We start from the raw sequence: 24,683 nt of genomic DNA, 5'->3' as shown, positions 1-24,683 counted from the left end.
CAGATTAAACGGGTTTATTATGTTTAACCGTTTCAGGCTGAGTGGCACCAGAGCCAGAATCCATCAAAGGCGTATTTTTGGATAACGCCTCATCGGTTTTGGCAGGTTTTGGCTGAGCCTGATTGAAAATCAGTGCTTCTGGCTGCGACTTATTCGATGGTTTTTCATGCGCCATTTGATCCCAAATGATCTTAGGGCTTTGATCCCGCTCGGCATCGGCTTCTGCTGTCGATGTGCCAGACGAACTTGGTTTCTTCGGTTCAATCACCGCACTCGCCTTACGGATCTCGGCGGCAATGTCATTCAGATAAGGCTGCTTAGTCCAGTCACCAAAATACATGGCCCCCACTAATACTGCAGCGCAAAGCAAGATAGAGAAGATCGCAGATTTGGTCATAATGGACTTCCTTTAAACAATCGTAATATGGCTCCCTATGGCAGAGACTCAGATACTGCAGATTGTATTCATACCATCACAGGGCCAAGCACACAATTGCACCCGATTATTTCCTTTAAACAGACTGGAAATAATGCTTTCCGCTGACTAAAACTCAAAACCTTGACATTGCATGTCGTGGTGCATCCCGCTCACTGGGTCAATAAAACGTAACCGCTGCGCCATCAACTTAAGAGGCGTCGCAAAGTTATCCGGCCCTTTAGGTAATAAGCTTGGATAAAATCTGTCGTTTAACAATGGCATACCTAAGCTTTGCATATGCACCCGCAACTGGTGAGTTTTGCCGGTAATCGGGCTCAAGTGGAACAAACCAAGATCGCCTTTTATGGCCACTAGGCTAATTTCGGAATGGGTATTTGCCTCGCCTTCCACGATTTTCATGGTAAAACTCGGGTCGCTCGGCTGCATGCGGTTTGTTACCGTCCAGTGCAATGGCAAAGTTAAGCAGCCCTTTTGATATTGTTCAATAATCTCAGATGTCAGCTTGGCAATCGCTTGATAGTCTTTACGAATCGCATCGTCAATAAAGAGTTGATGATAGAGCGCGCGGGTTTCAGGCGCGACCGTCATCAGGATCACTCCAGCGGTTTCACGATCAAGCCTATGAGCGGGCGCGATAGTATCAATGCCAGTACGCAATCTTAGTCTATGCACCAAACATTCGTTCACATAGTTGCCGCTTGGCGTCACAGGCAAAAAGTGCGGCTTGTAGGCCAAAATGACATTGTCATCTTGGAATAGGATCTGTTCTTCGAAGGGAATTTTCGCTTCAACCGGCACTTCACGGTAGTAATACACCCGCGCCGCTGGACGATATTCAGTGTCCAAGGCGATCAAACTGCCATCCCGCCAATGCACTTTTCCATCGAGGATCCGCTGACGCCATACATCTTCACCTATACGGGCAAAATGTTGTGCAAGAAAGGCAAACACTGTGGGTTTATCTGTGACATTCACAGGAAGCACTATGTAAGAAGGTTGGGCGGCGCGGGCAGATGCAGTCATATCACAAAAAAAGCGGCTATAGAAAGCCGCTATTCTAGCCTTTTTGTGGTTTTTCAGTCCACATGGGACTTGATGAGTTGCAGCACGAAGTCCAAGGTTTTATGGCAATCTGGCTGATTCACTAACACTAATTTATCTTTGTTATACATAGGCAAAACCTCGAGCCAGCGTTGGCTCACCCAAGCGGCGTCTTCCAAATGCACTTGAGAATAGAGCTCAAACAGATCGGGATTTACTTCATAAAATTGCTCTAATGCGGCGCTTATCAACTCAAATTCACCTTTAATCGCCTCTTCTTGCCAGTTACGGCAAGGTAAAGTACGCGCCATCCACAGCTTATCTTTGGCCTGCGCCGCTGAGAGGATGCTGACGCGTTGACGCCCTTCGAGCACTATGCTGAGTGAATCATCTTCTAGCTGATTAAAATCGATAATGTCACATTGGGTGGCAGTGGGATAACAGGGCGGACTACCACTGGGTCTAATGGTGGCAAAGGCGAGCACATACTTTCCCTTGAATACATCGGCCACCATGCGCAGATGATCTGGGTCAACCACGCGAACCTCCACCCGTCCCTGTGGCAGTAACAAGGCATCGCGCATGAGTAACGCCATTTCTCGTGTTTGCATAGCAACCTCCTGCCCAAAATAGAAGGAAACGAACTCAATGCATTCGTATTTCCTATTATTGTAGAGTGTAGCAGGTGAAAGAATTTCCTTCCTAAAGCCGCTGAGCGCACAAAGAAATTTGCGACCTCGCTATTTTGAATCAGGGCATTTCGACCACGTCATGTCAAACCCAGTTTTCGAGACCAAATCACTTCAACCTAGAGGTGCTCTAGCCGATCCAGCACATTTCCCCTCGCAACAACCGAGGCAAACTCCTCTGCAAGACGTTCACTCAAAGCCACAGACGTGCGCCAATATTGCATCCGCTGCGCCGTGTCCAGTTGCTTAAAATCTTCACGGTCGGGGATTTTGCCAAAGGGCAATGAAGCGACAAATTCGGCCGATGGCGCCAACACTAGCGCATTGTGATAATTAGCGCGACCTTGGCGCCACTTCAAGGATTTATCGAACCATCCTGGGCTGATGGTCGGATAAAAATGCGGATACAGCGTCAACCCCTTAGCACGGGATAAAGGCAAATCAAAATGATAGTCGGTAATGCCGCCATCGTAATACTGCCCATCGGCAACGCCTTCAATTTGGGACACAGGGGCCAGCAACAAAGGAATCGACCCCGTTGCTAACATCACAGCATCGACATTAGCCTCAGTTAATTCGACCTGCTGACTGGGTAAATCGTTGAGTTGCAAAAAGGGAGATGCTGCAGTTTGTTGGCTAAAGACCACACGCTCAAAATGCCAACCTAAACTCCGACGGCTCACTAAGTTGGTCGCCGCTGTCATCGCCAGCCCCGCCGCAAGCGGAAGCTTTGCCGTTAAACGATTTAAATGTTTAGCTCGGCACACGACGAAATGACTGTGAATATGAGCGTTATTAACGATTTCCCTGCCACCGTTTGCCCCTAAAATGCCCTGCACTACGCCTTTAACTTGCGCACTGACTTCCTGCGGTGTTGGCATATTGTCGTAACGCTGACCAATATAAAAATCCTCTAAGCGGCCATAGGCTATGAGGGGATCTTGCTGCGCCAAACACGCTAAACGCCAAGCCCCAGAGGAAGCGCCTAATGTATATAAAGGCGTTTGCCTGTCTTTGAAAAAATCAGCAAACAGATACTTATCTAACCCAGCGATACCAAGCCACTTAGGTCCACCAGAGGCGGCAAGCAACTGGGTAAAATGCTCAGCTTTAAGGCCTTGTTCTGCCAAGGTGTTAAATGCTGTTGCTCCCGCGAGAAATCGTAACGCTGACAAATCTGTGTTCCTTCAAGCCAGTGCCATTAAAATGAAATAACGCATTAAACCACGATGGCGCACGTCAATAAACAATTCGTATCATCGACTTAACTCAGTCGCAATGTGCATGCGACAACGTGTATTGTGCCGTACGAAGCCTCAAAAGCACGCAGGTCGATAGTGAGGTTTTCATCAATATATTCAACTGCATTTTAAATATTATTTAGAACACTAGGCTCTGAGTTAGCATATTTACGTCTTAATGTAACAATTGTTACAGTGATAACCTTCTCGGCATCAGATTGTTATTTTATCTGCACACCTAAGTTCGAGTATTGGGTCACAAACATCATTGAGAGGTTTTTATGCGTCTAGCCGTTATCGCATTGGCAGTGTCATCCACACTGGTTATTCCAGCAGTCCAAGCCGAAGAGCAACAAACAGGCTTCGAAAAAATCGAGATCATAGGCTCACGCATAGCACTACGCACGGCAACTGACAGTGTTGCGCCGGTCGATATCATTACTGCCGAACAACTCGAATCAACAGGTATGACCGAAACCGCTAAAGCGCTGCAATTTGCGGCGCCAAGCTATAGCTTCCCATTCTCCTCGGTGACTGACGGTTCAGATGCGGTGCGCCCCGCGAGCTTACGTGGCCTGTCGCCAGACCACACCTTAGTACTCGTAAATGGCAAGCGTCGCCATGGTTCTGCCCTAGTACATTTAAGTGGCACTATGGGAAAAGGCTCCTCTAACGTCGATTTAAATGCGATTCCAATGACAGCGATAAAACGCATTGAAATTCTCCGAGATGGAGCCTCAGCGCAATACGGTTCGGATGCAATTGCTGGCGTGATTAACGTGGTACTCAAGGACAGCGATCAAGGGGGAAGCGTCTCGGCGCAAGCCGGACAAACCTACCAAGGTGACGGTGAGCAATGGCGTGTAGGCGTTAACCATGGGATCAGTTTAAGCAATGATGGCTTTGTGAATGTAACCCTAGAAGCGCATCACAAAGACAGCACAAACCGCGCAGGATTAGATCCACGGCAGCAATACCCTAAGTTAGCAGATGGCTCAGCAGATCCGCGCGAAGCGACATTTAACCGTAAGAGCCACCACGTTGGTGATGCCGAATATGATAATGTCGGTTTATTTATCAATGCGGCTCAGCCTATATCTACCGACGGAAAACTGTATGCCTTTGGTGGTATTAGCCAACGTGAAACTAAATCGGGTGCTTTTTACCGTTTAGCTCTCGATGCCCGTAACTTACCCGAAGTGTATCCCGACGGTTTTTTACCGCAAATTAACCCCAAAATTATCGATTCATCTCTTACCCTAGGCTATGAATTCAACCTGAGTGACTGGGACATTGATGCCTCAGTAGGATATGGTAAAAATTCATTTAACTATAATATCGTCAATACCTTAAATGCTTCCTTAGGCCCTGAAACTCCTACTGAGTTCGACGCAGGAACGTTATCGACCCGTGAAGCCAATATCAATTTAGATATTTCCCGTTATTTTGCCTTTATAAACAATTCTGAAATTCTGTTTGCGACCGGTGTTTCATGGCGCCAAAACGGCTATGAAATTGAAGCCGGAGAAGAAGATTCGTATATCAATGGTGGCTATAATGGCAAAGCGGCAGGTAGCCAAGGCTTCACCGGTTTTACCCCTGAGTCTGAGGTTGATGAAACGCGCGATAACACAGGCATTTATGCCGAACTTGAAAACCAATTAACCAACGAGTTTTACTGGGCGGCAGCGCTACGCTACGAAAACTACTCTGACTTTGGCGGCAACACGAGCTGGAAACTCGCGGGTCGTTACGATTTTACCGACAACTTAGCCCTGCGTGGCACTATCAATACAGGCTTTAGAGCGCCGAGCGTACAACAACTGTACTTCAGCAATATCTCGACGTTGTTTAATCCCGATCCAGTGACGGGGCAACTGGTTCCTATTGAATCAGGCACCTTCAACACCTTATCACCAGTGACAAAGGCGCTTGGAATTAACGAACTAGAACCTGAAATATCGCAATCATTTAGTCTCGGTCTTGTTTATACCAATAACGCTGGCCTCGCGGTAACACTCGACACTTACCAAATAGAGATTGATGATCGCATCATCTTATCTGGCTCCCTAAGAGCGACTGATAGCCCTGCGGTTGCAGCGGCACTTGCGGGCACCAATGCCGATTCAGCACGATTTTTCGTCAATGCCGTCGATAGCCGCACTCGCGGGGTCGATCTCGTTGTTAGCCAAGATATTGATATTGGCACTTGGGGCGATTTACAGGCGAATTTAGCCTATGCCTATAATAAAACCGAGATCCAAGACATCAATCTGCCATCTATTTTAGGCGGATTAGAAAAGAAACTCTTTGATGGTATAGAAAGAACCCGCATGACGTCTGCTACGCCGCATAACACGGGCAGTATTGGGCTAACCCATGAACTCGGGGATTTTAAAACCAATATCCGCTTAAACTACTTTGGTGACTATAGTGAAGGTTATTCAACGGGCGATGTGAACTATAGCGATCAGTGGGTGATGGATCTGTCGGTAAGATACGCTGCCACCAATGCGCTAAGCTTTACGGCTGGGGTGCAAAATTTGTTTGATGTGTATCCAGAAAAACGACCTGATAACAATAATTTCAATGGTATCTTTGTATACCCATTAACCAATACCCCCTTTGGCTTTAATGGTGGTTACTACTTTTTAGAAGCCAAATACACTTACTAAACCCGTTTTAGCTAAGTTTAATAATACTTGATGTAGAAACAGGTCATTCAATGGCCTGTTTTTTATGCCGACATGTTTAGACCTGCTTCCAATCGACAAAGCTTATGTCCTAACTGTGGTGATCGGATTATAATCTTTACCATTCGCCCATTTCACTTCCACCATGTCGAGTAGCCGATGATCGTCGATACCTTAAAAAACCGCCATATTTATCAATCCTTAAGCCCTCGGCTTGCGACTGCATTAGAACATCTAGCGACGACCGACTTTAGTCAGCTACCCGTAGGCAATTATCCCCTCGATGGCGACAATATTTTTGTGATAGTGAATGACTATCAAACCAAACATAAGTCGACAGAACCCTTTGAAGTTCATCAAAAATATATCGATGTGCAATATGTTTTCAGCGGTGAAGAAGAGTTTGGTTACTTGCCACTAGCGGAGCAAACACCCTCGAAACCCTATTTTGAAAAACACGATTACGCCGAGTTTGATTACGAGGCAAACCAAGCCAATGCCTCTTATATCAAACTCAAAGCAGGCATGTTTGCGTTATTTTTCCCCGGTGACATGCATATGCCCGGCACAGGCGATATCGCCACGGCGGTGCGTAAAGTCGTGATAAAAGTGAAGATCTAAACCTTAAGCCATCTTTGCCGAACCTGAGCGTTCGATTTTTAGAGAAATAGTAACTGAAGAGCGCAGTGATATGCGCTTTGGCTATTTCCGATTAAAGCCAAATATTGCTAAAATTGTCACAAATTTAAAGGAGAGTCCCTGAAATGCCCATTTACGTTGTCGGTCACAAGATCCCCGATTCAGATTCAATCTGCGGTGCTATCGCGTTAGCCTATTTAAAAAACCAAATCGGTGAAGAAGCCATTGCCGCACGTTTAGGTGAATTGTCACCCGAAACTGCTTTTATTTTGGAACGTTTCGGCTTCGAAGCTCCAGAATACAAAACCAGCTACGCTGGTGAGCAAGTGTATATCGTTGACCATTCAGAACTGACTCAAGCACCGGATGATATCGCCCAAGCGACCATCGTCGGGATTGTCGATCACCACAAACTTGGCGATTTGACCACAGATACCCCGCTAGAATGCTGGATCCGCCCAGTGGGTTGCAGCAACACAGTGATCAAGATGATGTTCGACTTTTACCAAGTCGCTATCCCTAAAAATATCGCTGGCATCATGATGTGCGCCATTTTGAGCGATACCGTGATTTTCAAATCACCGACTTGCACCACTGCAGACATTCGCTGCGTTGAAGCATTAGCTGAAATCGCCGGAGTTGAAGATTTCAAAGAACTGGGCATGGAAATGTTCAAAGTGAAATCAGCCGTGCAAGGCACACCAGCACGTGACTTAGTAATGCGCGACTTCAAAGACTTCAACATGAACGGTAACTTAGTCGGTATCGGCCAGTTAGAAGTGATCGACCTGTCAGTATTTGACGATATCAAGGCCGAGCTAGAAGCCGATATCAAAGCGCTCAAAGTGGAAGGTAACCGCCACAGCGTTTTATTGCTGCTGACTGACATCATGAAAGAAGGTTCAGAGTTGTTGATTGTGTCTGACGATGCGGAGCTGACCCAACGTGCCTATGGTAAAGATACCGTTGATGGCAAAGTGTGGTTAGACGGCGTATTAAGCCGTAAGAAACAAGTTGTACCACAGCTACAAGCAGCATTCGCCTAGACATAATATCGTCGCCAAATCGCAACAGTAATAGCGTATTAAGGCCGAACTCAGTTCGGTCTTTTATATTTTTAAGGCAAAATTGATATCACCTGAGCCTTGCTAATCACTGCAAACGAAAACGGGCATGAAACTTTGCTCATAAATCTATCCAACCAGAGAAATTGGCGAGTATGATGGCCCAATCGTCCCATTGATTTAAGCACTTTCATCTATGCCAGAAACGCTACAACATATCATCACAGAACTCACGCCTTGGCTGCAGCAATATGGTTATGTTCTGCTATTTGTCGCGATTGCTGTCGAGGGTTTTGGCATTCCGGCGCCAGGACAATCCTTATTAATTGTCGCCAGTTTATTAGCCGCTACAGGGCAAATGTCACTGCCATTGGTATTAATCGTCGCTGCTTGCGGAGCACTCTGCGGTAACTGTTTAGGATATTTTATCGGCTGGCGCTTTGGCGACGTATTACTCAAAAAAGGGTGGATAAAGCCGCAATTGGAAGACAAAATCCATGGCGTTATTGGTCAATATGGCATTGCCGCTTTAGTGTTGAGTCGTTTTGTTGAGGGATTAAAACAGTTTATGTTTATCGGCTGCGGTCTCGCTAAAATGCCATTAAAACAATTTGTGATTGGCAATGCTCTCGCCACCAGCATTTGGGTGGCACTCTTTGGATTAGGCCCAGTGTTAATCCGCGATGAAATCGCTCCCATGCTGGCGTTTTACCACCAGCATAAATACCCCACATGGGCTATGGTCAGCCTAATACTCGCTGCGCTAATCACTTTTACTTGGCGCAGGTGGCAAACCAAAAATCCGCAGTAAGCGATTTAGGATCTATTCTTCCGATTCCTTTTGGATTATCTCTATCACCTTATGAGCCTTAACAAAATGGTCTAAGCGATGAGTTTGAATCCACCAAGTCGCCGCTTCCATAAGCAACTCTGGATCATCATTTTTGTTCGCAAAGAAGGCGTAAAATGAGAGGCCGACATTATCACCTTTAGTCTCAATTTTTTTATGACAAACTGCGATGATTTTTGCTCTTAACTCAGCTCTCATATTGACTCATAACGTTTATTCACCAGCTTATTAAATATTTTCAATGACATACAACACTAGATGTATCGTCTATTGCTTACTCCATACAGCTACCGATCACTTTATGCCTTCAGTTTCAACCTTAGGTTGAGGTTCTGCACCGTCATTTGGCTTAGCCTCAGGCTTTGATTCCGGCGCTTTAATTGGCGCGGGTGACGCCTCAGTCGCAGCAGGCTTATCTTGTTCCTGTGATACGTTTGGCTCCTGCAATGGTGCATTAACCTTAGGTGTCGGTGAACTCTGCTCTTCAGGTAAAGGCTCGACAATAATCACTGGCTCTTGTGGCACAGGCGTTTCACCTTCGGTAGATGTTGCAGCTTCTGACTCTGGCGCTAAGGTGCCGAGATCTTGGTTCGCAGGGCTTTCCACCGCATGTTTAGGTAATTGATTTCGATATAAATCAATCATACGCATCACCTCAGACAAGGCTTTACCATGCTCTGGAGTGAGAATGCCATTGTGCCCAGAGACGATTTCGTCAGACACGGCCAGTACCCATACGGCTTGCATATTGGCATCAGGGCAGGTTTGCACGGTACGACGAGCCTGCAGGCGAGCACGAATTTTCCAGCCCGATTGAGGCAGCGTCATCATACAGCCAGGGATTTGATCGTGCGCCATCAAGGCCGAAGGCATCTTCATTGGTGTAGTGCAATTGCCACCAGAGCATTTGTCAATATCGTGAGTAATAGCCCAAGAGTTCCCTACAGCGCGCTCGCCGTCCTTGATGTAATTGAAGGCTTCTTTCACTGCAAAATCCCCCTTCGATTGCAACACCACCATACTCGGTTTTTGTCTATCTAAGCTCACCAACGTATCTAATGGCTGATACTCTTTAGCAGGTACGGCGGGATTTAACAGTAAGAATAAATTAGGATTATCCTGCTGATTATCAATGGCGGCTTTGATGCGATCTTTACTCGCATGCAAAACAACAGCACCGCCAAGACTATGGCCAATCACAGTGTAACGCAGCAGTTTATGCTGTGTTACTAAGCTATCAAGCTTATCCAGCAGCTGTGATAGACCTAACTGCCCGATACGTTTAGCAACCCGTTTACGCTGTAAAATAGTGGGAAAATCTAAGGGTTCAATCCAACTTTTTGCATCATCTGAGCCATCGATCCAAAAAGGATCATATTTATCGCCCCGCCAGCCAATATACAACCCCAACAAGTTGCGCTGGGTATCGGACGCGGCCATTTGCTGATAAAACTGCTCAAAGGCAATAAAGTTTTCATCCTTAGGCTCAGCACTATGATGCCAGCCATGGACAAAAATCAATAATTCAGGGATCTGTGCAGGCTCTGGATGTAAGATTCGCGTCTCTAAACCTTGCCATTGCCTTTCGTCGTGGGGCTGACCTTTATCATTAAACTCAATCACATGAAAATTTTGCTTAGCGATATCAGGGCCGGGGATGTGGTAAACCTGATCTGGAATAAAAGGAAGTAGGATGCAAAGTAATAACAACATTAAAAACAGTAACTTGTACTGAGTAAACTTTTTCAGGCTCATTTATAACAACATAATTAACGGCCAAGCTAGGCCAAAATAGACGTGCTGAAAGGGACTAACAGCAAAATTGACGAAATTATACGCTAACGCCATTAACCCAGCTAGTGCCTAAGTTGCTTTTCATCTGAACTGCAACGCTGTTTAACGCCAAGTATCGGGAAGCGTGACTTGGCTCCATAACTCTTGGCACAGCGGCTGACTATTGTGCCAGTCGCCACCGTTAATCCATTTAACGAGGGTATCCCCCACCTTTGGATATGCAATTGGGTTAGGTGATGCCGTTTTAAGCCAGCGCTTAACTATGTTCACATCAAGACTCATCATGCTATCTGCGGCCGCTAAAAGTTGTAACGCCGCCACGTTCGATAACTGCTCAAACTGGCCAATCAGTGGTTTGACTAAGAGTTTTTTACCTAAGGTTAATGCTTCGCTGGCAAGTTCAAAGCCCGCATTGCCTATCACACCGCCGCAGCTGGCAAGATGTTGCTTAAACCCCTCACGATTAAAACCGTGCCATTTAATATGTTCAGCAACTTGGCCTTTAGGTTGTTGGCTGTGATATACCAAAAACTGATAATCACTAAAGTGAGACAGAAAGTGAGCAATCATATCCGCATCTTCAAAAGGCAAATAAACTAAAATCTGATGCGTGTGTTCGAATGGGCTGGCATCCACTTCGACAAAAGGCGGCAAAATAGGGAAGCCAAAATGATGCCAATGACACCCCAGCGCCACATCCACTGGAGCAAAATAATTGAGCAGCATCTCATTAAACCAAGTGCTACCGAGTTTTGGCACCGGATGAGTTAACGCCGCCTGATGGCTAATCCCAATAGATGGCACGCCTTGGCGCCGCGCAGCCCAAGCAGAGACAGGTTCAAAGTCGTTGAGTACTAAATCGTAGCAACTGAGATCTAATGCTTTAATATCTTTAAATAACGACAAGGACAAATTTTGCCGGACTGTTTGTGGCACATTAACGCGCCCAGAGCACGTCGCAAACGTCATTCCCGCTTGAACGCGATAATCGCCAAAGCACTCCATATCGAAAAACTGATCAGGCTTGCGCCCCGAAAATAGAAAGTCCACTTCAATATCTTGTTTCATCAATGCTTTAGCCATGACGCGTGCACGACTTAAGTGGCCATTCCCTGTGCCTTGAACTCCGTAGAGTATTCGCATTACGTATCCTTAAACTGATGAGTGAAGGAGAATTCCCACTAATGAAATGATTAACAGGCGCATATTTGAATTAAATCACTGGATGAACCAGCAATACCGACCCAATCCCCAATGAGGCTCCCGCCAGAATATCTAAGGGATAATGCACGCCAAGTGCAATACGTGAGCCCCCTATGCTAAAAGCCCATAAATACGCCACAGGAGCCGCCGCTGGATAGATTTGCGCCACGCTCGTTGCCATCACAAAGGCCGCAGCTGTATGACCAGACGGTAAGCTGAAGCGATCCGATGGTTCAAAACCACTCTCAAATCCCACTAATGCATGGCATGGCCGTGTGCGACGAATACTATTTTTCAATAGTAAATACAGAGGTAACTCAACCAAAAAACTCGCTAACATCAAATTAAATAGAGCCTGTCCTTGAGCGTGCGTCAGCATCAAACCCACGGACAAATATAAATACACATGCCCATCGCCACTCGCTGATACCCGCTTTGCACGGGCATATAAACCATAGTGCTGGGTGAAGCTCACGATATGGCAAAACATTCGCTTGTCTAAGTCTGCAACGTAACTCAACATAAAACAGGCTCCTTGCTGGCATACCAGCGAGTTTTACTGCGATGTTAATCTGTGCATTCTCTCGACGACGCTTAGAGTGCTTAGTCTGAAACCAACCGACTCACCAAGGCTCTATTCACGATTGAATTCGTTATTGACTGCTCACGGCTAATTTACTGTTTGCTAATAGTTAAACCTAAACCACATTAGCTAAAGCACTATTAGATAGCTTGAGATTAAGAAAGACCTGTGACGGCTAAGTGACATCTGCTCGAAGGTTTTATGACAAGAAGCATGGCTGAGGTTTTGATCTAGAAGGATTCTAGGGACGTTATGCAGGGGCTAAGGGATTTATTTAGAAATAGCGATAGGACTGAGACAGGATATTGTGTTGCTCTAAACGTTAATCTCAAGAGCAACACAATCCAATAAAACTTAGGCTGCGGCGGGAGTATTTGCCTTAGCACGGTAAATTTTTGTCAAATGGTAAATATTAATACAAGCAACAAACGCATTCATGCCGGCCACAGGCCAAGCAGAAATAAACACCCCATAAACCACAAACAGAGTGCATCCTACAAAATTCAACCATCGCAACCAAATGATATTCTTCATCATTAGAGAGATCGCCACCATTATAGAGGCAAAATAACCAATAATTTCAATCGTATTTACAGCTTCCATAGGCACCTCTCGAAGGCCCTCTACCGTCCATAAGCGTAACGGGGGGTCCATGCCCCTAAAGCAAATTAAGTTAAGTAAGTTAATTTAAACTTGGGATATAATACCAAAACGCGCAACAGAGTTGTAATAAAAAACCGTTATTTAATGACCAATATCAAGTTTTACCGAATAAATTCTATAGTGTGACGAAAATTTACTACAGATGTGTTAACAGCCAAGTGGCAACAATACCGTGATTGATAACACTTTTCTTTTCAATAATCCCTTTTATACTGGCGTAAACTCGCTAAACTGTACGCAACGCGGATCAATAGGAGTGTAAATATGGAATACAACACCTCAGAACTATGTGACATGTACTTAGATGTCGTAGATGTAGTCGAGCCCATGTTCAGTAACTACGGTGGTTGTAGCTCTTTTGGCGGTTCTATTAGCACCATCAAGTGCTTTGAAGACAACGGCCTAATTACCGAAGTCCTACAAGAGGATGGCCAAGGTAAAGTCTTACTCATTGATGGCGGTGGCTCATTACGCCGTGCGCTGATCGATGGCGCTATCGCAGAACTTGCGGTCAGAAACAACTGGGAAGGCATTATCGTTTACGGTTCTGTACGCGATGTGGATGCATTGGAAGAATTAGACATTGGTATTCAAGCCCTTGCCTCTATTCCAGTGGGTGCTGATGGCAATTCAGTGGGCGAAGTGGAAATTCCAGTCAATTTTGGCGGTGTGACTTTCTTACCCGGTGATCACATTTATGCTGATAACACAGGTGTGATTTTATCACCTGAACCACTCGACATTGAGTAATCTCACTCTTCAGTCAAGAAAGCCAGCTAAGCTGGCTTTTTTATTCACTATTTTCAGCGTTTCCCCATTGAATCCTCGCCCTACTCTGGCCACAATAGCTCGACTCTGGCCGAATAAGAATATCAATCTATGCCTGAATTTATTCCTTTTACCCATACCGATATCGCCTCACTCGTCAGCACAAGAACGGGCGAAACTAAGCTAGGCCAATGCGTCCATCTGGCCAATCACGAACACACGTTAGAGACCATACTCGCCACTGCAAAAGCCCACGGTGCAAGCTTTGCCATTATCGGCGTTGGCGAAGATATAGGCCCACGTGCCAATTTAGGCCGCGGCGGTGCAACCGATGCGTTCACAACCAGTATGCGCCAATGGCTCAATTTACAATCGAATCGTTTTCTTTCTGGCGCCGAATGCCTAGTGTTAGGCCAAGTGAACACCGCCGATCTGCAGCAACAAACTACGAGCAATACAACAGCTAACAGTGACGTCACCTTAGATGAATTACGTGATGCGGTGGAGCAACTCGATGAGCGCGTTATCCGTGTCGTCAGTGCGATTTTAAAGGCGGGTTTAGAACCCATACTCATCGGCGGCGGCCACAACAATGCCTATGGTTTGTTGATGGCAACCTACAGCCACTATCAGCGCCAAGTCGCCGCGGTGAATCTCGATCCTCACTCGGATTTTCGTTTGCTTGAAGGCCGTCACAGCGGTAATGGTTTTAGTTATGCAGCCGATCGCGGCGCCTTAGGTTGCTACCATGTACTGGGTTTACACGAGTTAAAAAACAGCGAAGCCAACCTAAGCCAACTCAGCGAATTTGGTGGCACTTGGCATAGCTTGCAACAAATTTGGGTGCGCCGTGAAATCAGCCTTAGCCAAGCTTTACTTGAAATCGCCGCCAAACTTAATGACACAGGTTTCCCCGTAGGATTAGAACTTGACGTAGATGCTATCGCTAAAATGCCCAGTAGCGCTTCAACCGCTGCAGGTGTGCCATTGCTCGATGCGGCGCATTATGTCAGTTATATCGCTCGCCACTGCCCATGTGCTTATTTGCATTTAGCCGAGGCTGCACCAAGTTGCCACGAAGCTGGGATTGAAGCCGGTTTTAGGGATGTTGGCCAAAGCCTAAGCGAGCTTATCTACGCTTATGTGCAGGCTCGCATGCAATTTTTGGCACAATGAATATCACCAGTTGCACCCAACTGGGCGCTAAGCTATTCACCAAATCCTGATATTGTGGTCTAATGCCAGTCCATTTTACGTGGTCGCTAAGCACTTAATCCTACGACTGTTCAGGAGTGCATCAAGCTAAGGCATTGCAGTTAGTTTACTAGCTCGATCACAGAGTGATAGATCAAAGATTCAGCAAATGCAGGCGATGGCTTACACTCGCAACTAATACATTGCAAAACAATAGGAACACATTGATGTCTGAGGGCGAATCTAAAAGTACCCACTTTGGTTACAAAACCGTAGAGGCCGATAAAAAGGCTGAACTCGTTGCCGGCGTGTTTCATTCTGTTGCCGCTAAGTACGACATAATGAACGATGTGATGTCCTTCGGCATTCACCGTTTTTGGAAACGTTACACCATTGAAGTCTCTGGCGCCCGCCCTGGCATGAAAGTGCTCGATTTGGCCGGCGGTACAGGTGACTTAACCGCAAAATTCTCTCACTTAGTGGGTGATAAAGGTGAAGTAGTTTTAGCTGACATTAACGATTCCATGTTAAAAGTCGGGCGCACTAAGTTGCGCGACAAGGGCATAGTCAACAATGTCAGTTATGTGCAAGCCAACGCCGAAGCACTGCCGTTTCCCGATAACCACTTCGACATTATTACCATCGCCTTTGGTCTGCGTAACGTGACCGATAAAGATGCGGCGCTGCGTTCGATGAACCGCGTGCTTAAGCCTGGTGGCAAGTTATTAGTGCTAGAGTTTTCTAAGCCTCAGCATGAAATCATGCGCAAAGTGTATGATTTATATAGCTTCAAAGTATTACCTAAGATGGGTGAACTCATCACTAAAGATGCCGACAGCTACGAGTATCTGGCTGAATCGATTCGTATGCATCCAGATCAAGACACATTAAAACAAATGATGGTTGATGCAGGCTTTGAACAAGTCGACTACACCAACATGACCGACGGCATTGTCGCATTGCACCGTGGTTATAAATTCTAATGATGCCGCAAGAAGTTGTGCTGCTTGCCTGCGCCGCAATTGAAACGGGTCTGAAAAAACTTCAGGCCCAAGCGGGCGACGATTATTCGCGCCAGCGCCAGTTGCATGGCAAAGTGTTTCGTATCCAATTATCGCAGCTCAGCTGGCCATTCTATTTAGTGTTTGCCAAAGAGATCCAAGTACTGAGCCGCTATGAAGGCGATGTCGATGTCAGTCTACATGCCGATGCGACGACGCTTTATCGCGTATCCGAAGGCGTAAACCTGACTGAACTAATCAAGCAAGATAAACTCAAGCTTGAGGGCGATCTCAATTTATTACAAAGCTTTAGCCAATATCTACGCAGTATCGAGTTTGACTTTGCCGAGCCAGTTTCCCGTTATTTAGGTGATGGCCCCACTCACAAACTCATCTGTTCTAGCCATCAGGTAAAAGACTTTGCACTCGAAGTGTTGCGTAAAACCCGCTCCCACTTAGGGCAACTCGCAGTTGAAGAGTATCGCCTCGCACCGCACCCAATTGAGTTAATGCACTTTCGCGATCAAATGGATGATTTAGTTGCCGACACTCGCGCGATTGAACAACGGATTGCCCAATTAAGAGACCAAATTAAGCCATGACCTTTGCCAGTATCCGCCGCGGTTACCACGTCATCAAGACCTTACTTCAGTACGGGCTAGATGACGTATTGCCGCCAAAGATGACACCTTGGTACTTTAAACTCGCCCGGAACAGCCTATTCTGGATCCGCAATAAGCATAAAAATAAGCCCGGTGGCGAACGCTTAAAATTGGCGATGCAGGAACTCGGCCCCGTTTATATCAAGCTTGGGCAAATGCTCTCAACCCGCCGCGATTTACTCAGCGATGAATGGGCCAGTGAATTGGCAATGCTGCAGGACAAAGTGCCGCCCTTTGATGGTGCACTTGCCCGCCAAGCGATTGAAGCTGAGCTAAAAGCGCCGATTGAATCGCTATTCGATGACTTTAATGAAATACCACTGGCCTCAGCCTCTATTTCTCAGGTGCATACCGCGACCCTCAAATCTAACGGTAAAGACGTCGTACTTAAGGTGCTGCGCCCTAATGTAGAAGCCAAGATTCAAGCCGATCTGCAGTTGATGTCGCAAACTGCCAAACTGATTGAATACCTCCTCGGTGAAGGTAATCGACTGCGCCCTGCTGAAGTGATCGAAGATTACCGCGTGACCATTTTAGGCGAGTTAAACCTTAAGCTCGAAGCCTTAAACGCAGTCAAGCTACGCAACAACTTCCTCAACTCAGATGCGCTCTATGTACCTTATGTGTATGAAGAGTTTTGCTATCCACGCCTGATGGTGATGGAACGTATTTACGGTATTTCTGTCTCGGATATTGCCGCACTTAAAGCGCAAGGTACCAACTTTAAGTTATTGGCCGAGCGCGGTGTTGAACTATTTTTTACCCAAGTATTCCGCGATAACTTTTTCCACGCCGACATGCATCCGGGCAATATCTTTATTTCCCGCGATCATCCTGAGAACCCATACTACATTGGGCTCGACTGCGGCATCATGGGCACACTCAGCGAAGTCGATAAGCGCTATCTCGCCGAAAATTTCCTCGCCTTCTTTAATCGCGATTATCACAGAATCGCCCAGCTCTATATTGAGTCTGGCTGGGTATCGGAAAAAACCGATCTACAAGCTTTCGAACAGGCCATCAAAGTGGTGTGTGAACCTATGTTCAACAAGCCGCTCGACGAGATCTCCTTTGGTCATGTGTTACTGGAATTATTCCGCACTGCGCGCCACTTCGATATCGTGGTGCAACCGCAATTGGTATTGTTGGAAAAAACCTTACTCTACATCGAAGGCTTAGGTCGTCAGCTGTATCCGCAGTTGGATTTATGGCAAACCGCCAAACCCTTTTTAGAGCAGTGGATGGCTGACCAAGTCGGTCCTAAAGCTATGTTTAAAAAGGTATCCACAAAACTGCCATATTGGGCTGATAAACTACCTGAATTCCCTGAACTAATTTACGATAATCTTAAGTTAGGCAGGAAATTGCTGAGTTCTCAGCAACAAATGCTAGATAAGTATTTGAAATATCAGCAGCAGGCACACAAGAGTAACTACTTGCTTATCACTTCTGCCGTTTTATTGATCTGTGGCACGTTATTGATTAATAGAGACGCTACACTATGGACCCCTTATGTTTGTCTAATTTCAGGCATGATATTGTGGTTTGTAGGATGGCGATCTAGGCCAAAGAATCGCAAATTTTAGCTAGCACTAATTAATCAGAGGTTCATAATAGAACCGATATCAATTAAGAGGATACCTTCATGGGTGGTATTAGTATTTGGCAACTGCTTATCGTTGCGTTAATCGTTGTCTTGTTGTTTGGAACTAAGAAATTACGCTCTTTGGGTGGTGATTTAGGTGGTGCGGTTAAAGGCTTCAAAAACGCCATGTCTTCAGAAGAAGACAAGAAGGCATTAGAAGACACCGAAGCGGCTAAAACAGCGCAAACAACTCAACAGGCGACTGAAAAGAAACCTGAGTCTAACAAAGAACAGGCGTAACTCTTTATGTTTGACGGTATCGGCTTTATGGAGCTGCTGCTGATCGGTGTTTTGGGGCTAGTGGTTCTTGGCCCCGAACGTCTACCGGTTGCGGTGCGTTCGGTAACGAGTTGGATCCGTGCGATGAAACGCATGGCGAACTCGGTAAAAGAAGAACTTGAGCAGGAGCTGAAGATCGAGCAGTTGCATGCCGATCTTAAAAAAGCAGAGAGCAAAGGTTTATCTAACCTCTCACCTGAACTCAAAGAGTCTATTGAGCAACTAAAGCAAGCGGCACAGTCAGTGAACCGCCCTTATCAGGTTCAGGATCCGTCAAAAGACACCCCTGCGCCTGAGAATCAAATTCACACTCCTGCTCAAGTGAATCCAGTTCAAGCTAGCCAAACTAATCCAACAGCCACTGTAGAGGCGAGTCCAACATCGGCCTCTCCCGCTACTCCAAGTGAGCCATCTCAGGGCGTGGATACCAGTTCTAACCCGAAAGCCAACGGATAATTCATGTCGCAACAGCAGCCACTTATCAGCCATTTGCTTGAACTTAGGTCCAAGCTGCTAAAATCCATTGCCAGTGTGTTATTAGTGTTCATTTGTAGTGTGTACTGGGCAAATGATATCTACCACTACATGGCAATACCTTTAATGCAGTCTTTGCCTCTTGGTGGCAGCATGATTGCGACGGATGTCGCTGCACCATTTTTTGCACCTTTCAAACTAACCCTCGTTTTATCATTTTTTGTGGCAGTGCCCTACGTGTTATTTCAAATTTGGTCCTTTGTGGCACCGGGTTTATATAAACATGAAAAACGTTTAGTTATGCCACTGCTATTCAGCAGTACCTTATTGTTTTATCTCGGTATTGCATTTGCTTATTATCTTGTATTCCCTGTTGTTTTTGGTTTTTTTGCTAACAATGCGCCAGAGGGAGTTCAAGTTGCGACAGATATTACCAGTTACCTTAACTTCATTCTGAAGCTATTCTTTGCCTTTGGTCTATCCTTTGAAATCCCCATTGCCGTTGTTTTACTCTGCTGGTCAGGTGTCACTACACCTGAAGATCTCAAGCAAAAACGTCCTTATATCATAGTGGGCGCCTTTGTCGTCGGCATGCTATTAACCCCACCGGATGTGATTTCCCAGACTATGCTTGCTGTACCAATGCTGTTATTGTTCGAAGGCGGTTTATTAGCGGCTCGTTTCTACAGCAAACCAGATGACGAGTCAGGCGAAGAGACTGAACAAACAAACGACTAACGTCCTCGAAGGCGTTAGGGGAATAATATAATAAGGAACATTCTCATGCGCTTAACTCTTATCACGGCAGCGATAATGCTTGTATCTGTCCAAGCAAATGCCAGCATTGAACATCAGTTAACCCAATGTGCAGCAACCGCCGATAAACTCGACCGCTTGATTTGCTATGACAAGCTAGCAGAAAGCGTAAAAGCTGACACCATTAGCACTCAAGTGATACCGGCTACAGTAGCAACAGTTGCAGCCCCTACGACTGCAGCAGCGATAGTGGCAACCGCACCCCAAGCGCCAACGGCAAAAATTGCCGATGACTTTGGGATGGAAGCCAAGCGTGTTCAAGAAAATACTGTCGATAAGATTTATTTAGAGATTCAATCTATAGCTGAAGATGCCTACGGAGACATTAAAGTGACTTTCACTAACGGTCAGGTATGGAAACAAACTGATGGCCGTAAGTACAATGTTAAGCAAGGTGAAACTGTCTATATTGAAAAAGCCGCTTTAGGTTCTTTTTTAATGGGTACCGATGATCGCAATGCCAAGGTTCGGGTAAAACGCCTAAAATAATGCCCTCATACATAGATATCGCTGTCAATTTACTTGGCAGCGCACTCGAACAAGATACTGTATCGATAATACAAGCGGCGGCGGACCAAGGGGTTTCGCCGTTAATTGTTATTGGCGGCGATTTAACTGAGAGTGCGGCAGCCATTGCTGTATGCGAGCAATATCCTAATCAACTTTACTGCACTGCTGGTGTGCATCCCCACCATGCCAGTGGTTGGCATGATGGCTCAAACGCTCGACAAGCTGAACTCTGCCATGCACCGCAAGTGGTTGCCGTTGGCGAATGTGGTTTAGACTACAATCGTGATTTCTCCCCGAGACCTATCCAGCGCCAAGCTTTTATTGCCCAACTCGCCTTAGCCGTTGAACTGCAAATGCCGGTGCTAATGCACGAACGCGATGCCCACGAAGACTTTATTGCTATCCTGCGGGAATATCGCCCACAGCTTAGTGGCGCGCTTTTGCATTGTTTCACAGGCACTCACGCACAGATGGAAGCCTATATTGACCTCGATTTACACTTAGGCATAACAGGTTGGGTCTGCGATGAAAGACGCGGCCAAGAACTAGCGCAACTCGTTCCCTTTATTCCGCAGAATCGCATTTTAATCGAGACAGATAGCCCTTACCTACTCCCCCGTAGTATGCGGCCCAAGCCTAAATCGAGCAAAAACAAGCCCGAATACCTTCCTTATATCGCAAATTATATTGCAAATCTACGCGGAGAAGATGCGGATGAGTTTGCAAAACGTTGCTACCAAAATAGCTTAGCGTTTTTTAATTTGGATCGAGTCCATGCTTAACAAAAACATGCCACTCATACTCTTGCTGTGGCTATGGATATGCCCAACACAGGCCTTGGCAACCTTATTGAGCATTGACGAGTCAACCACGACGCCTTTAAACCTTACGCCTTGGTTAATGGTCAGCCACCCTACACCAGCAAAAGAACTGGCCGAAATACAAGCTTTGCCAAAAACTGATTGGCATAACTTTACCAATAAAGACATTCAAAAACTCAGCGGCCATGATTTTTGGCTCAGTTTCAGCTTAACCAGCCCTGACGAAACACTTTCGCGCATTTTAGCGCTAGATAACCCTTTGTTAGACAAGGTAACTATCTACCATTTAGTCAATAATAAACTCATGAATACTGTGCTGATGGGTGATATATTCCCCTATGAGGATCGACCATTCTTGAGTAATATTTTCCTATATCCTTTCAAGATCAACACAGATGACTCCCATACTTTCTATCTGCATATTCAAACTGAAGGTAGTGCTGCAGTACCATTAAACCTATGGTCTTCTAATGACTTAGCTCAAATTGCCGAATCTACCGCCGTTGAGCATGGATTCCAACTCGGTGTACTTGCCGCAATTGGCATTTTTAGTCTTTTTATCGCCATAGCATCGGGCTCATTCAGCTACAGCTATTACTCTGGCTATGTCCTTAGTATGACCTTACTCGTTGCCACGATTAACGGTTTTGCCTTCCGATTCCTCTGGCCAGACTGGCCGCTATTACAGCAAGTGATGGTGCCGTTTTTACTGCCAATCGTTATGGCATTTGCGTTAATGTTTACTGAAAAAATATTACAGCTCAAATATTTAAACCGCCGTATGTTACTCACTTGTCGCTATAGTGCTGTGTATATCCTCTGTGTTGGACTCGCCACACCATTTATCCAATATGGAACGGCGCTCTATATCGAGATCATTTCCGTTGCTGTACTCAGCTTGGTCCTCATGGTCTTTGCCATTACTCAGGCCATCAATGGCCATAAACTGGCACGTATGTACACTATTGGCTGGGTGAGTATGCTGACGGGAGCTTGCATCAGTAGCTTGCTATATCTCAGCGTGATTGACCTCAATTTAAAACCGCAAACGCCTGTGATGCTTGGGCTGACTTTTGAAATTATCTTCATGTCTCTGGTGCTCGCCATCCGCTATAACGATGAGCGCAAAGCTAAACTACGTATCCAGCAAGAAGCCTTGAAACAAGCACAGAAAATTCGTAGTGCGCGGGAAGAAGCCCTAAAAGCGGAAGCCGAGAGCAATGAGAAACTCGAACAAATGGTGCAAGAGCGGACTTTAGAACTGGAAATCACCCTCAGAGAATTGCATGAGGTGAATCAAAAACTCACAGAACAAAGCACTATCGACAGTTTAACAGGGGTCAAAAACCGCAGTGCCTTTGATAAACGTTTGATCGCTGAAAGCCGGATCAGTCGCAGACAAGAAACACCCATAGCACTGTTAATGCTTGATATTGATCGCTTCAAGCTGATCAACGACAGATTCGGTCATCTTGCAGGCGATCAAGCATTACGTACAATAGCTCAAACATTACAGCACCATTTAAAACGGCCAACGGATCTAGTGTCACGTTTTGGGGGGGAGGAATTTGCTATCATCCTTCCTAATACAACTGCAGAAGGTGCTCTCCAAGTTGCTGAAACAATAAGAGACGCTGTTGCCTCTATTCATTTTGAATGGGAAGGTGAAGCGATACCTTTGACTATCAGTATCGGAGTCAGTGCCGATATAGTGACCCACGATCAACACAGTACTAAATTACTAGAACAAGCAGATAAAGCCCTCTACCAAGCAAAAAACGGTGGGCGTAATCAAGTCAGCTTGTATTTGTCGGATCAAGTAAGACCAGTACCTAATTAGGAGTCAAATGTGAATATCATTACCAGTGCCTTCCCTCAGCGTAGAATGCGCCGCATGCGTAAACATGATTTTAGCCGTCGCCTCATGGCCGAAAATCATCTAACGGTCAATGACTTGATTTACCCAATGTTTATTCTAGAAGGCACTAATCGCAGTGAAAAAATAGCCTCTATGCCCGGTGTTGAACGCTACTCGATAGACTTGCTACTGAAAGAAGCTGAAGAACTGGTTGAGTTAGGTATCCCATTGATCGCACTTTTCCCTGTGACACCTGCAGAGAAAAAAACATTAATGGCAGAAGAAGCCTATAACGCAGATGCCCTAGTGCAACGTGCAGTGCGCGAGCTAAAAAAAGCCTTTCCACAGCTCGGCATCATGACTGACGTGGCACTAGATCCTTTCACCACTCACGGTCAAGACGGCATCATAGACGAAACGGGTTATATCCTTAACGATATCACCACCGAGATTTTAGTGAAGCAAGCACTGTCACACGCCGATGCTGGAGCTGACATCATTGCACCATCGGACATGATGGATGGCCGTATTGGCGCGATTCGCCAAGCATTAGAAGCAGCAGGCCACGTCAACACCCAAATCATGGCTTACTCGGCAAAATACTCTTCAAACTACTACGGTCCATTCCGTGATGCCGTAGGCTCAGCGGGTAACCTCAAAGGTGGCAATAAGCATAGCTATCAAATGGATCCGGCGAACAGTGACGAAGCTTTGCATGAAGTCGCACTCGATATCCAAGAAGGAGCCGATATGGTGATGGTTAAGCCAGGTATGCCGTATTTAGATATAGTGCATCGCGTTAAAACTGAACTTGCAGTGCCAACATTCGCCTATCAAGTCAGTGGTGAATACGCCATGCATATGGCAGCAATCCAGAATGGATGGTTAGCCGAAAAGGCCATCGTCATGGAGTCCCTACTCTGCTTTAAACGCGCAGGCGCAGACGGTATTTTAACTTACTTTGCTAAACGTGCTGCCCAGTGGCTTAAAGAAGCTTAAGCAACCTAATGCGAAAGTACCACCTCAAAGCAGCCTTCTGGCTGCTTTTTTATCGATGAATAGTGAAAAATCTGGAAGCAAAGCTTGTGTATTGAGGGGAAGAAAAGACTCGTCAACAAAGCTAATAGCAATACTTACAGTCGGCAGCATTGCTATTAGTGCAAATAATGTTACAGATTACAAAAGCAAAAAAGCCAGCTTATTCAGCTGGCTTGGTTACATCTCAATGAGATAATTAGGCGCTTGGCGATGACCTACTCTCACATGGGGAGACCCCACACTACCATCGGCGCGTTTGCGTTTCACTTCTGAGTTCGGGATGGGATCAGGTGGTTCCACAATGCTATTGTCACCAAGCAAATTCTTTATTCTAGGATTAAACACTAGATTGTAATGGTGCTGATACCCAGAATCGAACTGGGGACCTCATCCTTACCAAGGATGCGCTCTACCGACTGAGCCATATCAGCAATTCTATACTAATCAATTAAGATTATTTAAATTAGGCGCTTGGCGATGACCTACTCTCACATGGGGAGACCCCACACTACCATCGGCGCGTTTGCGTTTCACTTCTGAGTTCGGGATGGGATCAGGTGGTTCCACAAGGCTATTGTCACCAAGCAAATTCTGTTTATTACCGTGTCCATCTCTGGCTCACGTTAATAATAATTCGGAAAGCTGATTTTCTGTTGAGTCTTTAACTTTATCAAGTGTCGATATTCTGTCTAAGGCTTCTTTGTAAAACCCATCTGGG

General features: G+C 45.9%; 25 protein-coding genes, 1 tRNA gene and 2 rRNA genes. 16 read left to right on the top strand and 12 right to left on the bottom strand.

Annotated elements, in window-relative coordinates:
* Positions 1–4 precede the first annotated feature (4 nt).
* The 4 genes from L5M40_RS09915 to L5M40_RS09900 form a co-directional block, all read right to left on the bottom strand.
* On the bottom strand, positions 5–397 hold the full coding sequence (locus L5M40_RS09915; protein WP_212600493.1) for a hypothetical protein: 393 nt from the start codon (positions 395–397) through the stop codon (positions 5–7).
* Positions 398–544: 147 nt separating this feature from the next.
* A complete protein-coding gene (locus L5M40_RS09910) occupies positions 545–1,462 on the bottom strand; it encodes a pseudouridine synthase (protein WP_263176151.1) in 918 nt (305 codons plus the stop codon).
* A 53-nt stretch (positions 1,463–1,515) separates the two neighbouring features.
* The gene (locus tag L5M40_RS09905) at positions 1,516–2,091 is read right to left on the bottom strand and encodes an LON peptidase substrate-binding domain-containing protein (protein ID WP_263256612.1); all 576 of its coding nucleotides are present in this window, start codon (positions 2,089–2,091) and stop codon (positions 1,516–1,518) included.
* A 197-nt stretch (positions 2,092–2,288) separates the two neighbouring features.
* Positions 2,289–3,344 (bottom strand): alpha/beta hydrolase, encoded by a 1,056-nt coding sequence (locus L5M40_RS09900; RefSeq protein ID WP_263256611.1) that lies wholly within the window; start codon positions 3,342–3,344, stop codon positions 2,289–2,291.
* Between the two features lie 347 nt (positions 3,345–3,691).
* Between L5M40_RS09900 and L5M40_RS09895 the strand changes: the two genes are divergently transcribed.
* The 4 genes from L5M40_RS09895 to L5M40_RS09880 all read left to right on the top strand — a co-directional run bounded on the left by L5M40_RS09895 (position 3,692) and on the right by L5M40_RS09880 (position 8,617).
* Positions 3,692–6,085, top strand: coding sequence for a TonB-dependent receptor plug domain-containing protein (locus L5M40_RS09895; RefSeq protein WP_263173003.1), 2,394 nt, complete (start codon positions 3,692–3,694; stop codon positions 6,083–6,085).
* Between the two features lie 177 nt (positions 6,086–6,262).
* Complete coding sequence (locus tag L5M40_RS09890; protein WP_105251222.1) at positions 6,263–6,724, top strand: YhcH/YjgK/YiaL family protein; 462 nt, start codon at positions 6,263–6,265, stop codon at positions 6,722–6,724.
* 143 nt (positions 6,725–6,867) lie between these two features.
* Positions 6,868–7,788 carry a manganese-dependent inorganic pyrophosphatase gene (locus tag L5M40_RS09885; protein WP_212600488.1) on the top strand — a complete coding sequence of 307 codons (921 nt, stop codon included), beginning with the start codon at positions 6,868–6,870 and terminating at the stop codon, positions 7,786–7,788.
* Positions 7,789–8,002: 214 nt separating this feature from the next.
* Positions 8,003–8,617, top strand: a complete 615-nt coding sequence (locus L5M40_RS09880) for a DedA family protein (RefSeq protein ID WP_263176159.1) — start codon at positions 8,003–8,005, stop codon at positions 8,615–8,617.
* Between the two features lie 12 nt (positions 8,618–8,629).
* On the opposite strand, the gene L5M40_RS09875 is transcribed toward L5M40_RS09880, so the two are convergent.
* From L5M40_RS09875 to L5M40_RS09855, 5 genes are all read right to left on the bottom strand, one after another.
* A complete protein-coding gene (locus tag L5M40_RS09875; RefSeq protein WP_173496419.1) occupies positions 8,630–8,854 on the bottom strand; it encodes a DUF6500 family protein in 225 nt (74 codons plus the stop codon).
* A 96-nt stretch (positions 8,855–8,950) separates the two neighbouring features.
* Positions 8,951–10,411 carry a thioesterase gene (locus tag L5M40_RS09870; protein WP_263176160.1) on the bottom strand — a complete coding sequence of 487 codons (1,461 nt, stop codon included), beginning with the start codon at positions 10,409–10,411 and terminating at the stop codon, positions 8,951–8,953.
* Between the two features lie 141 nt (positions 10,412–10,552).
* Positions 10,553–11,593: an MJ1255/VC2487 family glycosyltransferase gene (locus tag L5M40_RS09865; protein WP_173496417.1), complete on the bottom strand. Its 1,041-nt coding sequence runs from the start codon at positions 11,591–11,593 to the stop codon at positions 10,553–10,555.
* A gap of 70 nt (positions 11,594–11,663) precedes the next feature.
* A complete protein-coding gene (locus L5M40_RS09860; protein WP_173496416.1) occupies positions 11,664–12,176 on the bottom strand; it encodes a phosphatase PAP2 family protein in 513 nt (170 codons plus the stop codon).
* Positions 12,177–12,590: 414 nt separating this feature from the next.
* A complete protein-coding gene (locus tag L5M40_RS09855; RefSeq protein WP_113940145.1) occupies positions 12,591–12,839 on the bottom strand; it encodes a YgjV family protein in 249 nt (82 codons plus the stop codon).
* 324 nt (positions 12,840–13,163) lie between these two features.
* Between L5M40_RS09855 and rraA the strand changes: the two genes are divergently transcribed.
* The 12 genes from rraA (at position 13,164) to hemB (ending at position 23,926) form a co-directional block, all read left to right on the top strand.
* Positions 13,164–13,649, top strand: a complete 486-nt coding sequence (gene rraA, locus L5M40_RS09850; RefSeq protein WP_263176161.1) for a ribonuclease E activity regulator RraA — start codon at positions 13,164–13,166, stop codon at positions 13,647–13,649.
* A 129-nt stretch (positions 13,650–13,778) separates the two neighbouring features.
* Positions 13,779–14,843 (top strand): formimidoylglutamase, encoded by a 1,065-nt coding sequence (locus L5M40_RS09845; protein WP_263176162.1) that lies wholly within the window; start codon positions 13,779–13,781, stop codon positions 14,841–14,843.
* Between the two features lie 245 nt (positions 14,844–15,088).
* Positions 15,089–15,844 (top strand): bifunctional demethylmenaquinone methyltransferase/2-methoxy-6-polyprenyl-1,4-benzoquinol methylase UbiE, encoded by a 756-nt coding sequence (gene ubiE, locus L5M40_RS09840; RefSeq protein ID WP_006083326.1) that lies wholly within the window; start codon positions 15,089–15,091, stop codon positions 15,842–15,844.
* Positions 15,844–16,464 carry an SCP2 domain-containing protein gene (locus tag L5M40_RS09835; protein ID WP_263176163.1) on the top strand — a complete coding sequence of 207 codons (621 nt, stop codon included), beginning with the start codon at positions 15,844–15,846 and terminating at the stop codon, positions 16,462–16,464. The genes ubiE and L5M40_RS09835 overlap by 1 nt, the downstream gene beginning before the upstream one ends.
* Positions 16,461–18,110, top strand: a complete 1,650-nt coding sequence (ubiB, locus tag L5M40_RS09830; protein ID WP_105251211.1) for a ubiquinone biosynthesis regulatory protein kinase UbiB — start codon at positions 16,461–16,463, stop codon at positions 18,108–18,110. The genes L5M40_RS09835 and ubiB overlap by 4 nt, the downstream gene beginning before the upstream one ends.
* A 59-nt stretch (positions 18,111–18,169) precedes the next feature.
* Entirely contained in the window at positions 18,170–18,409 is a 240-nt protein-coding gene (gene tatA, locus L5M40_RS09825; protein WP_006083329.1) for a Sec-independent protein translocase subunit TatA, read from the top strand.
* A gap of 6 nt (positions 18,410–18,415) precedes the next feature.
* Positions 18,416–18,904, top strand: a complete 489-nt coding sequence (gene tatB, locus L5M40_RS09820; protein ID WP_263256610.1) for a Sec-independent protein translocase protein TatB — start codon at positions 18,416–18,418, stop codon at positions 18,902–18,904.
* A 3-nt stretch (positions 18,905–18,907) separates the two neighbouring features.
* Positions 18,908–19,660, top strand: a complete 753-nt coding sequence (tatC, locus tag L5M40_RS09815; RefSeq protein WP_263176165.1) for a twin-arginine translocase subunit TatC — start codon at positions 18,908–18,910, stop codon at positions 19,658–19,660.
* 45 nt (positions 19,661–19,705) lie between these two features.
* Positions 19,706–20,227 carry a hypothetical protein gene (locus tag L5M40_RS09810; RefSeq protein WP_263176166.1) on the top strand — a complete coding sequence of 174 codons (522 nt, stop codon included), beginning with the start codon at positions 19,706–19,708 and terminating at the stop codon, positions 20,225–20,227.
* On the top strand, positions 20,227–21,030 hold the full coding sequence (locus tag L5M40_RS09805; RefSeq protein WP_263173023.1) for a TatD family hydrolase: 804 nt from the start codon (positions 20,227–20,229) through the stop codon (positions 21,028–21,030). Before L5M40_RS09810 ends, L5M40_RS09805 begins: the two co-directional genes overlap by 1 nt.
* The gene (locus tag L5M40_RS09800; RefSeq protein WP_263173024.1) at positions 21,023–22,909 is read left to right on the top strand and encodes a diguanylate cyclase; all 1,887 of its coding nucleotides are present in this window, start codon (positions 21,023–21,025) and stop codon (positions 22,907–22,909) included. Before L5M40_RS09805 ends, L5M40_RS09800 begins: the two co-directional genes overlap by 8 nt.
* 9 nt (positions 22,910–22,918) lie before the next feature.
* On the top strand, positions 22,919–23,926 hold the full coding sequence (gene hemB, locus L5M40_RS09795; protein ID WP_105251204.1) for a porphobilinogen synthase: 1,008 nt from the start codon (positions 22,919–22,921) through the stop codon (positions 23,924–23,926).
* 241 nt (positions 23,927–24,167) lie between these two features.
* Here the strand turns inward: hemB and rrf (L5M40_RS09790) are convergent.
* The 3 genes from rrf (L5M40_RS09790) to rrf (L5M40_RS09780) all read right to left on the bottom strand — a co-directional run bounded on the left by rrf (L5M40_RS09790) (position 24,168) and on the right by rrf (L5M40_RS09780) (position 24,550).
* A 5S ribosomal RNA gene (gene rrf / locus L5M40_RS09790) occupies positions 24,168–24,283 on the bottom strand.
* Positions 24,284–24,320: 37 nt separating this feature from the next.
* Positions 24,321–24,396 (bottom strand) — tRNA-Thr (locus L5M40_RS09785).
* 38 nt (positions 24,397–24,434) lie between these two features.
* Positions 24,435–24,550, bottom strand: a 5S ribosomal RNA gene (gene rrf, locus L5M40_RS09780).
* Between the last annotated feature and the right edge of the window lie 133 nt (positions 24,551–24,683).

It is taken from the genome of Shewanella sp. SM68, assembly GCF_025653925.1.
Lineage (GTDB): Bacteria > Pseudomonadota > Gammaproteobacteria > Enterobacterales > Shewanellaceae > Shewanella > Shewanella oncorhynchi.
Note: the sequence above shows the minus strand (reverse complement) of the source record. Positions and strands in the feature narration are given on the sequence as shown.